This window comes from Erythrobacter sp., assembly GCF_023653175.1.
GTDB lineage: Bacteria > Pseudomonadota > Alphaproteobacteria > Sphingomonadales > Sphingomonadaceae > Erythrobacter.
The window spans coordinates 1-12301 of record NZ_JAMNXL010000110.1; the positions used below are offsets into that span (position 1 = coordinate 1).

The window sequence follows — 12301 nt, forward strand, 5'->3', positions numbered from 1 at the left end:
TCGCAGCGCTGCTTCGGCCGGATGTGCTCCGAGGTCGGGCGCGTCAACGTCGGTTTCGACGACTTCTGCCGGAACGGGCTGCTCCTCCCTGCCACCGAAGCCGCGTCGGTGCGCAGCGGCATGCCGCTCCACCGCGGCCCCCACCCGCGTTACAACGAGGTTGTGATCGCCCGCGTCGGCCGGATCGAGGCGCGGTGGGCCGATGCGCGTCTGCATGACAACGAGGCGGCGCTGGTCGAGGCGCTTATGCGGCTCCACCTGCTCCAGGCGGCGCTGCGCCGCCAGCTCCTGGCCGAGCGCCGCCGTGTGGTGCTGAGCCGCAAGGATCCGCTCGGCACCGGCTTCGACTTCGCCGAGCTCGATGCCATGGCCGAGGCCCTGTGGGCGGCCGAGTGAACTACTCCGCCGCCTCGGCCATCGCTGCCCACGCGGTGTAGTCCGAATTGCCCGCCAGCCGCGCCTTTGCCTCGTGATATTCGCGCTCGAAGCGGGCGACCAGATCCTCGACCGTGCCGACTTCCTTGATCGTCCCGATGCCCTGACCCGAGCCCCAGATGTCTTTCCATGCCTTGGCCTTGGTGTTGCCGCCGCTGCCGAAGTTCATCTTGCTGGGATCGCTTTCGGGGAGGTTGTCGGGGTCCATCCCCGCCGCCTCGATCGAGGAGCGCAGGTAGTTGCCGTGCACCCCGGTGAAGAGGTTGGTGTAGACGATCCCTTCCGAGGAGCCCTCGACGATGCCGTTCTTGTAGCCATCGGCGGCGTTGGCCTCCTTGGTGGCGATGAAGGCGCTTCCCGCATAGGCGAAATCGGCGCGCAGGGCCTGGGCTGCAAGGATCGTCGCCCCGTGGCCGACCGCGCCCGAGAGCGCCACCAGCCCGTCAAACCACTCGCGGATTTCCTGCATCAAGGCGAAGGGCGAGAGCGCGCCGGCATGGCCGCCCGCGCCCGCCGCCACCGGGATCAGCCCGGTCGCGCCCTTTTCGATCGCCTTCCTCGCAAAGCGGTTGTTGATCACGTCGTGCATCGTCACGCCGCCCCAGTTGCGCACGGCGGTGTAGATGTCCTCGCGCGCGCCCAATGAGGTGATGACCATCGGCACCTGCCATTTCTCGCAGGTCTGCATGTCGGCATCGACGCGGTCGTTGGTCTTGTGGACGATCTGGTTGACCGCAAAGGGCGCGGCGGGGCGATCAGGATGCGCGCGGTTGTGGGCCGAGAGTTCCTCGGTGATCTGGTGGAGCCACTCGTCGAGCTGCGACTGCGGGCGCGCGTTCAGCGCCGGGAAGCTGCCGATGATTCCCGCTTTGCACTGCGCGATCACCAGCTCGGGGCCCGAGACGATGAACAGCGGCGATCCGATCAGCGGCAGGCGCAGGCGATCGAACGGGGCGGGAAGCGGCATCGGTTTCTCCTTAAAACTCTATCCTCAACCCGTGTCTCTAGCGCCGGTTCCACACCTGCCAAGCGTGATTTTGATGGTGACGCAGCGTCAACCGAGAACGTCCTCGATCCCGTAGAACCGCGCGGCCGTGCCCGCGAACAGCGCCGCCTTCTCGTCAGCGCTCGCGCTGCGGGCGAGGCGCTTGAACGCGTTCCACAGCACCGCGTAGTCCGCGCCCCAGTAATCGACCGGGTAATTGCTCTCGAACATCGCGCGGTCCGCGCCGAAGGCTTCGATGCAGGTCTCGATATAGGGGCGCCACAGTGCGGCGAGATGCTCCGAACCGTGGCCCGCGGCGGGGCCATCTTCGGGCAGGGCGCAGAAGGCCATGGCGAGGCCGCCGAGTTTGACGACGACGTTCTCGCAAAGCGCGAGTTCGCGGATGTTGCGGCGCCATTCGTCGAACCGCTCGTGCAGCTTGCCCTTGTAGCTGGCGTGGCCCACCGGCGTGCCGACATGGTCAAGGCAGATCGGCTGATCGGGAAAGGCCCGCGCAAGGTCGATGAGGTCAGGCAGCTGCGGCTCGAGCAGCCAGGCATCGAAGGTCAGGCCCCGCTTGCCGAGCTCGGCAAAGCCCTCGCGGAAGGTCGGATCGAGGTAGAGCCCCTGGGGATGGTGGAACGGCGGGCCGAGCACCTCGGGGTCAGCGTCCCACGCCGCGGCATGGCGGATGCCCCTGAAGCGGCGCGGCGCTGCTGCTTGCAGCGCATCGAGCACCGCGCCTGCGCCGCTACCGCGGGCCAGGTCCGCGTGGCCCACGATCCCAGCACAGTAGCGCGCCGGGCCATAGAGCCCGCTCGCCGATTGCGCCGCGACCCCGTTCACATATTCGACCTCGCCGACCACCTTCAGCGCATCCCCATAAGCGCCGTTGTAGAAGGCGCCGCACTCCATGTAGACCGTAGCGACGATATTGTGCCCGCAGGTCATGTGCGCGTGGAGCTGGTCGAAGGTGTAATACGCACTGGGCACGATGGCGGCGATGAAGGGGTGATGCGGTTGGGGGAACATCGGCAGCATCGGGCGCAGGTCCCACAGGTGATGATGCGGATCGATGATCGGCAGATCGGGCTCGATGATGGCTTCGGTCATGTTCTCTCCCTCGCGCGCCTTTGCGGCGCTTGTCTGCGGCAAGACCTAACCGTCGCGAGCGCGTCCGTCATTCCCCAATTAGGCGACCGCCCGCACATAGAGATGCCAGGTCGCATGGCCGAGCACCGGCAGCGCTGCCATCAGTCCGAGAAATGCGGGGAGCATCGCGCCTAGCAGCACCACAGCGATGATCGACGCCCAGCCGAGCATCACCGCGAAATTGCGCCGCACCACGGCAAGGCTGGTGATGATCGCGGTGAGGAAATCATGCTTGCGGTCGACCAGCAGCGGCAGGCTGACCACGGTCATGGCGTAGAAGGCGAAGGCCATTGCCCCGCCAACCGCGCTGCCCACGGCGAGCATGGCCAGCCCCTCCGGCGTCACCAGCGCGGCGAGCGGATCGCGGCCCATTCCGCTCTCTCCAACGAAGATTGCGAAGATCGCGTGGGCGACCATCATCCAGAACGCAAAGGCGACGAAGACGATCACCCCCATCGACAGGATCTGGTCGTCGCCGTGGCCTTTGAGGGCGCCGAGCACCGCGCGCCAGGTCAGTGGCTGCCCGGCCGAGCGGCGGCGGCTCGCCTCGTAAAGGCCCACCGCCACGAAGGGCGCGACCAGCGGGAAGCCCGCGATGGCGGGTATCAGCCAGCTGGGATTGCCGCCGCTGATCGTCGCCCAGCCGATCGCGAGGCCGGCAAGCACATAGACCCCGCCGAAGAACAGGCCGAAGCGCGGCATGGCAAGGAAATCGCGCCAGCCCGCAACCAGCGCCGCGCGAAGGTCCGCCCAGCCAAGGTCGCTGCGCACCTGCGGGCGCGGCAGCGGGGCAGTGGCTATGGGCGAGGCACCGTCCAGTCCAGTCACCGCGCTCTCCCGCTTGTTCACTGCGCCTACTTCGCCGCCTGCGGCTTGAGATAGCGATCGAACCATTCGACCGTGCGCTTGAGCGAATCCAGCTGGTTCTCGCGCTTGCGGAAGCCGTGGCCCTCGAGCGGGTAGAATACCGTCTCGACCGTGCGGCCCCTGGCCTTGAGGATGTCCTCGACTTCCTGCGCCTGGCCGCGCGGCACGCGGATGTCGTTCTCGCCCTGGATCGTGAGCAGCGGCGCCTTGGCATTGGCGATGTAGGTGAGCGGGGAGGCGCGGTCGTAGCCCTCGGGGTTTTCCTCGGGCGTGCCCATCAGGCTGCGCAGATAGGCTTTGAGCACCTCGTCCATGTCGCGGTACATGGTGCGCCAGTTGATGATCCCGAACCACTGTACGCCGGCCGCGAACTCGTCGGGCGCCTTGCCGATCGCCATCAGCGTCATGAACCCGCCATAGGAGCCGCCGAAGATGCCGACGCGCTTCGGATCGACATAGCCGCTGTCGACGAGGAACTGCTTGGCGGCGATGGTGTCCTTGAGGTCGCCGCCGCCGAGGTCGTTGTAATTGGCCGCCTGGAAGTCCTTGCCGTAGCCGGTCGAGCCGCGGAAGTTGGGCGCGATGATGATGTATCCCCGGCTCGCGAGCGCGGCGGCGATGTCGTCGAAGAAGTCATCGGTCTTGCCGGTCGGCCCGCCGTGGGGGATGACGATGGCGGGGTTGCTGCCGTCTCGCTCGAGATTGGCGGGCATGGTGACAAGCGCGCTGATCAGCGTGCCGTCGAAGCTTGTGTAGGTCACCATCTGCGATCCCGCGAGCGCCTCGGGCCGGAGGCTGGCGAGCGCGAGCTGTGTTACGGGGGTGACAGTGTCGGCGACAAGATCGTAGCGGTTCAGCTCGCCTGCGACATTGGCCGCCTGGTTGACGACCAGCAAGGATTTGCCATCGGGCGAGCGGGCGTCATTGCCTTGGGTGTAATTGATGCCCTGCGGCAGTTTGAGCGGCGTTTCCGCGCCAGTCGCAAGGTCTACCTTCACCAGCATGCTGCGCAGATCGTCGCTGCTTTCGACCAGCAACGCCTTGCCGTCACGGGTGAAGCGCAGCGCGGACTGATCCCACACGATCGGCTTAAGCCATTTCCACTCCCCCGAGGCGAGGTTGTAGAGTCCGGCTTGCGGCCGGCCGGTCTGGGCGTCGGTGGTGACCGAAAGCCATTTTCCGTCAGAGCTGACGTCGCCGACAGAGTAGATCGTGTTCTCCTTGCCCAGCACACGTACCGCCTTGCCGGTGGCGACATCGACGCGCCAGATTTCGACCGTGGTCGAATCGATCTTCTCGCGGTTGGCATAGATCGTCTTGCCGCCGTCAGCCCACACCCGGGGCGACCAGGCGAACGCGGGGTCGGCCTCGGTTGTCAGCACACGCACCGTGCCGTCGGGCGCTAGCACGGCGAGGTTTGCTTGCGCCTCGCTCTTCTTCTTGATCTGGAACGCGATGAGGCCGCCTTCGCCGCCCGGCACCATGCTGCGCTCGCTGAGGTCGGGGGTGTTGGTGACCCGCTCCACCGCGCCGCCGCTGGTGGGGACGCGGTTGAGATCGTAATATTCGTCGCCGCCATTATCCTGCACGAAGTAGAGCCATTTGCCATCGCGCGAAGCGGCAAGCCCGCCTTGCGCGTCGTCCGACTGGGTCATCTGCAAGGGCCAGCTGCCGTCCGCATCGGTGCGCCAGATGTTGTAGCGCCCGGTCAGGTTGGTGACGATGAAGATGTGCTTGCCATCCGCGCTCCACGTGGTGCTGCCGACGCTGCGCGAATTGCCGATATCCGCGAGCGGGACTTCGCGCGCCTCGGGATTGACGGGGGATTGGAGGCTCCTGGGATCGGTGATCGGACGCTCCGGCGTGGCGATCTGCGCGGCGAGCGGCGAAGTGCTCAGCAGCAGGAACGTGACGATTATAGAACGCATGCAAAATCCCCCCCAGGACGCAGCGCATTGGTGCGCGTGGCAGATTGATACCACCACGGCGCCCCGGTTCCAGACGAAAATCAGGCCGTGAGCGTTCAGCCGCCCCGGGCGACCGCCGAGTTGGCGGCGCTGAGCACCGCGCGCACGCTGGCGGTGGCGATGTCCTCGTCGATTCCGCAGCCCCAAATGGTGCTCCCGTCAGCGCTGCGGCATTCGAGATAGGCCGCCGCGCGCGCATCCGTCCCCGCGCCAAGCGCGTGCTCGGTATAGTCGACCACTTCGAGATCAACCCCAAAGGCTTCGCGCAGGGTTCCCATCACGCTCGAGATCAGCCCGTAGCCGCGGCCCGAGACCGATTGCTCGGCACCCTCCACCGCGATGGTGCCGACGAAGATCCGCGTGCCGTCAGCCGCGCGGCTTTCCTCGTAGCGGACCAGCTGGAAATGCTTGGGGTGGATCTTGACGTGATAGGCGCGGCGGAAGGCGTCCCAGATGTCGGCGGCGTTCAATTCGCGGCCGAGTTCGTCGGCCATATGCTGAACGTGGCGGGAGAAATCGGCCTGCATCTTCTTGGGGAGCTTCAGCCCCTGATCCTTCTCCAGCACCCAGGCAAAGCCGCCCTTGCCGGACTGCGAATTGACCCGGATCACCGCTTCGTAGCTGCGCCCGAGATCGGCCGGATCGATCGGCAGATAGGGCACGCGCCACGCCTCGTCGTTCTGCGTCTCGCGCGCTTCGAAACCCTTCTTGATTGCGTCCTGGTGGCTGCCGCTGAACGCGGTGTAGACAAGCTCCCCGCCATAGGGGTGGCGCTGGTGGACGGGCAGATCGTTGCAATAGGTGACGGTCTCGATCACTCGGTCGATGTCCGAAAAGTCGAGCTGCGGATCGACGCCTTGGGTGTAGAGGTTGAGCGCCATCGTCACCAGACAGCAATTGCCGGTGCGTTCGCCATTGCCGAACAGGCAGCCTTCCACCCGGTCAGCCCCCGCCATCAACCCGAGCTCGGCCGCCGCGACCCCGGTGCCGCGGTCGTTGTGGGTGTGCAGGCTCAGGATCGCCGATTTCCTGTTCGGCAGGTGGCGGCCGAAATACTCGATCTGGTCGGCGTAGATATTGGGCGTCGCCGCCTCGACCGTGGCGGGGAGGTTTAGGATGATCGGGTGTTCAGGGGTGGGCTGGAGTACTTCCATCACCGCGGCGCAGACCTCGATGCTGAAATCGAGTTCGGCGGTCGAGAAGGTTTCGGGCGAATACTGGAAGTGCCAGTCGGTGCCGGGATAGCGCGCCGCCTCGTCGCGCATTACCTTGGCGCCTGCGACGGCGATGGCCTTCACCTCATCCTTCGACATGCGGAACACGATGTCGCGCCATGCGGGGCTCACCGCGTTGTAGAGATGGACGATCGCCGCCCGCGCCCCTTCGAGGCTGGCGAAGCTGGTGCGGATCAGGTCTTCGCGGCTCTGGGTGAGCACCTGGACGATCACATCATCCGGGACCGCGTCCGATTTCACGAGGCCGGAGATGAAATCGAACTCGGTCGCGCCTGCGCTGGGGAAGCCGACCTCGATTTCCTTGAGGCCGACCTCGACCAGCAGGTCGAAAAAGCGGCGCTTCTTCACCGCGTCCATGGGATCGATGATCGACTGGTTGCCGTCACGCAGGTCGGTCGAGAGCCAGCGCGGGGCGCGCTCGATCAGGCGCGAGGGCCATTGGCGGTCGGGCAGATCGATCTGGCCGAAAGGGCGATACTTGGCGGAAGGATGCTTGAGCATGGGCATGGGAAAAGGCTCGTCGCGAGAAGGTCGGGGAAGCTGCGGCAGGTTACCCTTGGGAGCGGTGCCGCGCTGTCCGTGACGCGCGGCTACCTACGCCCAAGGGCGCATAAGTCGAAGCAGCAGCGCAAGTCCGTGTCCCGTCATGGGCCGCGTCATTGCCGATTATTGCGCAGCGCGCAAGCCGGGAATGGCTCGATTGCCGCGCCGCGCCTATCCGCAGCGCGCGTCGCGGATGATATTCTGCGCATCGAGCATGATCGAGAGGCGCGGATTGGTCGGGTCGGGGTTGACGTTGGCGGTGCTGCCGAAGGCGACGAAGCGCAGGTTGTCGGTGCGGCCGAGCATTTTCGCGATGTCGGCGCGCGTGGCCTGATCGGCGAGCTTGCCGATGAACGGGCCCATCAGCGGCGCGCCGCAGGTCTTGGCGGCCGGATCGGTCAGGGTGCCGGGGGCATAGGGGCCGGGCGCCGCGCCGGGCATGGGTTCGGCGACGGTCGGCGCGACGGTGCCCTGCGCAACCGGGATGCCGCCCGGACCCGGCGTCGCTTCACCCTTGCCGATGCGAGCGGCAAAGCTGTCGGCGTCGTTGCCGGTCTGCTCGGGTTCGCTCCCGCAAGCGGTGAGCATGAGTGCAAGAGCAGGAAGAGCGAAGGCGAAAGCGCGCGCAGGTGTCATGGCTGCCGGATCCCTGTTATCGAAGCGTGCCCGCCCAAACGCCCCTTGCGTTACCGGTTTATGACATTTTTGTTTACCCTACCACTTTGTTGTTTGAGGGCGCGCCTCAATAGTGCCGCTGGCGGATGCGATCGGGTGTCAGCTGGTCGACGCGCGTCACCCCCATCAGCCGCATGCCCCGCTCGATCTCGTCCTTGAGGATGCCGAGCGCGCGCTCGACCCCGGCCTGGCCTGCCGCGGCAAGGGCATAGAGATAGAGCCGCCCGCCCGAGGCGGCGGTCGCCCCGCTGCACAGGGCCTTGAGCACATGGGTGCCGCGCCGCACGCCGCCATCGCAGATGATCTCGATCTTGCCGCCGACCGCCTCGACGATCTCGGGCAACTGGTCGAAGGGCGCGCGGGCCCCGTCCAATTGCCGGCCGCCGTGGTTCGATATCATGATCGCATCCGCGCCGATTTCTACGGCGCGCCGCGCATCGCCCGCGCTCATCACGCCCTTCAGCACGAAGGTGCCACCCCAGTCCTGCCGGATCCGCGCGGCGGTGTCCCAGTCCATCGCGGTGTCGAGCATGGTGTTGAAATATTCGGCAATGCTCACCGCCTTGCCCGAGCCTTCGGTGACGTGGGTGTCGAGGTTGGGGAGGCGGAATTTCTCGCGCAGCACGTAGTCGAGCGTCCACTTCGGGCGCGTCGCATAGCTCCAGAGGCTCGCCGGCGTGAAGCGCGGGGGGGTGGTGAAGCCGCTGCGCAGGCACCGCTCGCGTTTCCCTGAGACGATGGTGTCGACCGTCAGCGCCAGAGCATCGAACTTCGCCGCCTTGCAGCGTTCGATCATGTGGGTGTTGAGGCCCTTGTCCTTGTGAACATAGAGCTGGAACAGCTTGGGCCCGCTGGTGAGCGCGGCGATTTCCTCGATGCTGCGGGTCGCCAGGCTCGAGATGCCGAACCACAGTCCGAATTTCTCTGCGGCTCGCGCCACCGCCCGCTCGCCTTCCCAGTGGAAGGCGCGCTGCACCGCGGTGGGCGACAGGATCAGGGGCAGGGCGGAACGGCGGCCGAGGAGGGTGCAGGATGTGTCGATCGTTTCGACCCCGGCAAGCACGTCGGGCACCAGATCGACCCCGGCAAAGGCGGCGGTGTTGCGCGCCTTGGTCAGCTCGTCATCGGCCGCGCCGTCGATATAGTCGAACACCGGGAAGGGCAGCCGCGCCCTGGCCAATTTGCGGAAATCGTCTATGTTGTGACAATCGGTGAGGCGCATGACGGAGCGCAGCTTTGAAGCAGGCGCTTCGTCAAGTCGACGGCTTTTTGTGCGAGGCCTGTCACCTTTCAGGGTGAGCGCGCGAAAGACGCAGCGACGGGTCGTGCGGCATTGCTGCCCGCGGCCACCGCAAAAGGATGGAACCGATGAAATCTGCCCGCCTGCTTCTCGCCCTTGCTGCGCTCGCCGTCCCGCTCGGCCTCGCCGCACCCGCTCCCGCGCTCGCCGATGGCGGGATCTATGCCGCTGCGGGCAAGATCGCGGTCGGCGGCTATGATACGGTCAGCTACTTTCGTGGGCAGGGAAAGCCGGTCAAGGGTGATGCCCGGTTTAAGGTGAGCTGGAAGGGCACCGAATGGCGCTTCGCCAATGCCGAGAACGCTGCGGCCTTCAAGGCCAATCCGGCCGCTTTCGCGCCGCAATATGGCGGGCATTGTGCTTGGGCGATCGCGCAGGGCTATCTCGCGCCGGGCGATCCGACCGCTTACGATATCATCGGCGGGAAGCTCTATTTGAACTACGATCAGGGCATCCGCGCCAAGTGGCGCAAGGACATCTCGGGCTTCATCGCCAAGGGCGGGCCCAACTGGGCCAAGATCCCGGCAGGCAAGACTTACGGCGGATCGAGCTGGTTTGGCCTCTAACCTGCTCAACGATGGGTGACTGGCGGGCTCTCCCCCCTTTGCGGCCCGCCAGTCGCCTTGAATTTACTGCTTTTCGAACGCGACGCTGATGTCGAGTTCGACCTCGTCGCTGACGAAGGGGATAAAGGCATCCACCCCGAAGTCAGAGCGCTTGATGGAGGTTTCAGCCTCGAAGCCGATCGTGGCCTTCTTGTTGAACGGATTGTTGCCCGCGCCGGTGAATTCGGCCTCGAAGGTGACGGGCTTGGTGACGCCGTTCAGCGTCAGGTCGCCGGTGATCATCGCCTTCATGCCGTCCGCCTTGATCGAGGTGGAGACGAAGCGGGCGGGGGCGGGGGCGGGGCCGAAGAAATCGGGCTTGCCGCCGTCCTTTCCGGCGCGCAGCAGATGCTCGGTCAGCGCCTTGCTGGCGGTCGTGACATTAGCGACCGGGATCGTCACCTCGACCTTGGCGGCATTGGGGTTGGCCGGATCGATCACCAGCGTGCCCGCGACATCGCCGAAGATGCCGTAATAGTCGTTGAAGCCGAAGTGGTTGACTTCCCAGCCGATCAGCGAGTGGTTGGGGTCGGCGGCATAGGTTCCGGCAGAGACCCGCGTCGGGTCCTTGGCGCCCGGCACCTGCGGTGCGCTCTGCGCGGTCAGCGCGGGGGTGAAGGCGGTCATGCCTGCCGCAAAGGCGAGCGCGGCGGCGGCGGCAAGGGTGGTGCGGTTCATCTGGTGTGGTCTCCTCTATGTCTGAAAGATCAATACCCGGCGCCCCGCGATGGTTCCACCGCTTGCCGCAGCCGCGATGTGCGTCGGGATTTCGCCATGCGGGCGCATCGTCTCGCCCGCGCTCGGCCGCGCTATGGCAAGGCGGCGCGTTCTTCCGGAGAAACGCGGCGCGGAACTGCGATGGGCGCGTGGGTTGCGGCGTCGAACAAGGGGTTGCACCTCCGCTGGCCGCTCAGAATTTCCTTCAATAGTCGCGGGGTGGTCCGCAGGATCAACCCGAGCAGCGAGGTTTTCGGCATCCCGCTCGCATCGCCGGTGGCGCTTTTCGTGAAAAGATGCCGCTCCCCAGCACGCAGGCTGCCGAGCGCTTCGGGGTTGCGGATTGCGGGGATGCAGATGTCGAGAAACGGCACCCGGTTGTTCGCGAAGCTGTTGAACAGCGGCGTCTGGCAGCACGAGGCGAACCAGCGCAGCACGGGCTTGTCGGTCATGTGCAGGCTCGCCATCCGCTCCCTGCCCTGCACGATCTCGAGCCGCGATCCGCGAAAGTTGAACAGCGCGAGGCCGCCGAGCGGGCCCGCCATCCGGTCGGCCTTGCCGCACAGGCGCACGAAATCCCGGCAATCGGAGCAGTGACAGACGACGCATTCGCCGTCGACGGGCGCGGGAAGGGCAATCCTGACCGCCACAGCGCCGCAATCGCAGGCGAAATGCAGATCGTCGGTCACGCTCCGATCAGCAGCGTCAGTTCTTGGCCTTGTCGACGAGCTTGTTCGCCGCGATCCAGGGCATCATGGCACGCAGCTTTTCGCCGGTTTGCTCGATCGGGTGGGCAGCGGCCTGCTTGCGCGCGGCCTTGAGTTCGGGCTGGCCGGCACGGTTGTCGAGCACGAAGTTCTTCACGAAGCGGCCCGACTGGATGTCGGCGAGAACGCGCTTCATTTCGGCCTTGGTCTCGTCCGTGATGATGCGCGGGCCGGTGGTGATGTCTCCATATTCGGCGGTGTTCGAGATCGAGTAGCGCATGTTGGCGATGCCGCCTTCATAGAGCAGGTCGACGATCAGCTTGGTTTCGTGGAGGCACTCGAAATAGGCCATTTCGGGGGCGTAACCGGCCTCGACCAGCGTCTCGAACCCGGCCTGGATGAGGTGGGTGATCCCGCCGCACAGCACAGCCTGCTCGCCGAACAGATCGGTCTCGCATTCCTCGCGGAAGTTGGTCTCGATGATGCCTGAACGCCCGCCGCCGACGGCAGAGGCGTAGGCGAGGGCGACCTCATGGGCGCTGCCGGTGGCATCCTGATGGATGGCGATCAGGCAGGGCACGCCGCCGCCCTTCACATATTCGCTGCGCACGGTGTGGCCCGGGCCTTTGGGCGCGATCATGATGACGTCGATGTCGGCGGGGGGCTCGATCAGGCCGAAGTGGACGTTGAGGCCGTGCGCGAAGGCCAGCGCGGAGCCGGGCTTCATGTGGCCCTTGATATCATTCTCCCAGATCGCCGCTTGATGCTCATCGGGCGCAAGGATCATGATGAGATCGGCCCATTGCGCCGCGGCGGTGTTGGAGAGCACCTTGAAACCGGCGGCCTCGACCTTCTTCGCGGTCGCCGACCCTTCGCGCAGGGCGATGGCGACTTCGGCCACGCCGGAATCGCGCAGGTTCTGTGCATGGGCGTGGCCCTGCGAGCCGTAGCCGACGATGGCGACCTTCTTGGGCTTGATCAGATTGAGATCCGCATCGGCGTCGTAGTAAACCTTCATTTCTTTGTTCCTGCTTTGCTGGTTTCACCGCCCCGGGCTTGACCCGGGGTCCCGCTCACTTGCTGACTGTCAGAAGGAAGCGGGGTCCCGGGTCA

General features: G+C 65.9%; 12 protein-coding genes. 2 read left to right on the plus strand and 10 right to left on the minus strand.

What is annotated here, in order from left to right:
- A partial coding sequence (locus NBV68_RS12515) for an AHH domain-containing protein (RefSeq protein ID WP_296310312.1) occupies positions 1-396 on the plus strand: 396 nt, incomplete at its 5' end.
- A gap of 1 nt (position 397) precedes the next feature.
- Here the strand turns inward: NBV68_RS12515 and NBV68_RS12520 are convergent.
- From NBV68_RS12520 to NBV68_RS12550, 7 genes are all read right to left on the minus strand, one after another.
- Positions 398-1402 carry a nitronate monooxygenase family protein gene (locus NBV68_RS12520; protein WP_296310313.1) on the minus strand — a complete coding sequence of 335 codons (1005 nt, stop codon included), beginning with the start codon at positions 1400-1402 and terminating at the stop codon, positions 398-400.
- An 87-nt stretch (positions 1403-1489) separates the two neighbouring features.
- Positions 1490-2533, minus strand: a complete 1044-nt coding sequence (locus NBV68_RS12525) for an amidohydrolase family protein (RefSeq protein ID WP_296310315.1) — start codon at positions 2531-2533, stop codon at positions 1490-1492.
- Between the two features lie 78 nt (positions 2534-2611).
- The gene (locus NBV68_RS12530; RefSeq protein ID WP_296310318.1) at positions 2612-3400 is read right to left on the minus strand and encodes a DUF2189 domain-containing protein; all 789 of its coding nucleotides are present in this window, start codon (positions 3398-3400) and stop codon (positions 2612-2614) included.
- 26 nt (positions 3401-3426) lie between these two features.
- Positions 3427-5367 carry a S9 family peptidase gene (locus NBV68_RS12535; protein WP_296310320.1) on the minus strand — a complete coding sequence of 647 codons (1941 nt, stop codon included), beginning with the start codon at positions 5365-5367 and terminating at the stop codon, positions 3427-3429.
- A gap of 95 nt (positions 5368-5462) precedes the next feature.
- Positions 5463-7148 (minus strand): 2-isopropylmalate synthase, encoded by a 1686-nt coding sequence (gene leuA / locus NBV68_RS12540; RefSeq protein ID WP_296310321.1) that lies wholly within the window; start codon positions 7146-7148, stop codon positions 5463-5465.
- Between the two features lie 207 nt (positions 7149-7355).
- The gene (locus tag NBV68_RS12545) at positions 7356-7820 is read right to left on the minus strand and encodes a hypothetical protein (protein ID WP_296310322.1); all 465 of its coding nucleotides are present in this window, start codon (positions 7818-7820) and stop codon (positions 7356-7358) included.
- A gap of 106 nt (positions 7821-7926) precedes the next feature.
- Positions 7927-9081, minus strand: coding sequence for an alpha-hydroxy acid oxidase (locus tag NBV68_RS12550; RefSeq protein ID WP_296310324.1), 1155 nt, complete (start codon positions 9079-9081; stop codon positions 7927-7929).
- A gap of 146 nt (positions 9082-9227) precedes the next feature.
- On the opposite strand from NBV68_RS12550, the gene NBV68_RS12555 reads away from it, so the two are divergent.
- On the plus strand, positions 9228-9725 hold the full coding sequence (locus tag NBV68_RS12555; protein ID WP_296310326.1) for a YHS domain-containing (seleno)protein: 498 nt from the start codon (positions 9228-9230) through the stop codon (positions 9723-9725).
- A gap of 63 nt (positions 9726-9788) precedes the next feature.
- Here NBV68_RS12555 and NBV68_RS12560 read toward each other — a convergent pair whose 3' ends face one another.
- The 3 genes from NBV68_RS12560 to ilvC all read right to left on the minus strand — a co-directional run bounded on the left by NBV68_RS12560 (position 9789) and on the right by ilvC (position 12206).
- Positions 9789-10442: a YceI family protein gene (locus tag NBV68_RS12560; RefSeq protein ID WP_296310327.1), complete on the minus strand. Its 654-nt coding sequence runs from the start codon at positions 10440-10442 to the stop codon at positions 9789-9791.
- Positions 10443-10573: 131 nt separating this feature from the next.
- Positions 10574-11170, minus strand: a complete 597-nt coding sequence (locus NBV68_RS12565) for a DUF6151 family protein (RefSeq protein ID WP_296310328.1) — start codon at positions 11168-11170, stop codon at positions 10574-10576.
- Positions 11171-11186: 16 nt separating this feature from the next.
- Positions 11187-12206 (minus strand): ketol-acid reductoisomerase, encoded by a 1020-nt coding sequence (ilvC, locus tag NBV68_RS12570; RefSeq protein ID WP_296310329.1) that lies wholly within the window; start codon positions 12204-12206, stop codon positions 11187-11189.
- Positions 12207-12301: the final 95 nt, after the last annotated feature.

Coding starts and splice junctions, on each gene's coding strand:
- NBV68_RS12550 (WP_296310324.1), bottom strand. CDS start 9,081: ATGCGCCTCACCGATTGTCACAACATAGACGATTTCCGCAAATTGGCC.
- NBV68_RS12525 (WP_296310315.1), bottom strand. CDS start 2,533: ATGACCGAAGCCATCATCGAGCCCGATCTGCCGATCATCGATCCGCAT.
- NBV68_RS12535 (WP_296310320.1), bottom strand. CDS start 5,367: ATGCGTTCTATAATCGTCACGTTCCTGCTGCTGAGCACTTCGCCGCTC.
- leuA (WP_296310321.1), bottom strand. CDS start 7,148: ATGCCCATGCTCAAGCATCCTTCCGCCAAGTATCGCCCTTTCGGCCAG.
- NBV68_RS12545 (WP_296310322.1), bottom strand. CDS start 7,820: ATGACACCTGCGCGCGCTTTCGCCTTCGCTCTTCCTGCTCTTGCACTC.
- ilvC (WP_296310329.1), bottom strand. CDS start 12,206: ATGAAGGTTTACTACGACGCCGATGCGGATCTCAATCTGATCAAGCCC.
- NBV68_RS12520 (WP_296310313.1), bottom strand. CDS start 1,402: ATGCCGCTTCCCGCCCCGTTCGATCGCCTGCGCCTGCCGCTGATCGGA.
- NBV68_RS12555 (WP_296310326.1), top strand. CDS start 9,228: ATGAAATCTGCCCGCCTGCTTCTCGCCCTTGCTGCGCTCGCCGTCCCG.
- NBV68_RS12560 (WP_296310327.1), bottom strand. CDS start 10,442: ATGAACCGCACCACCCTTGCCGCCGCCGCCGCGCTCGCCTTTGCGGCA.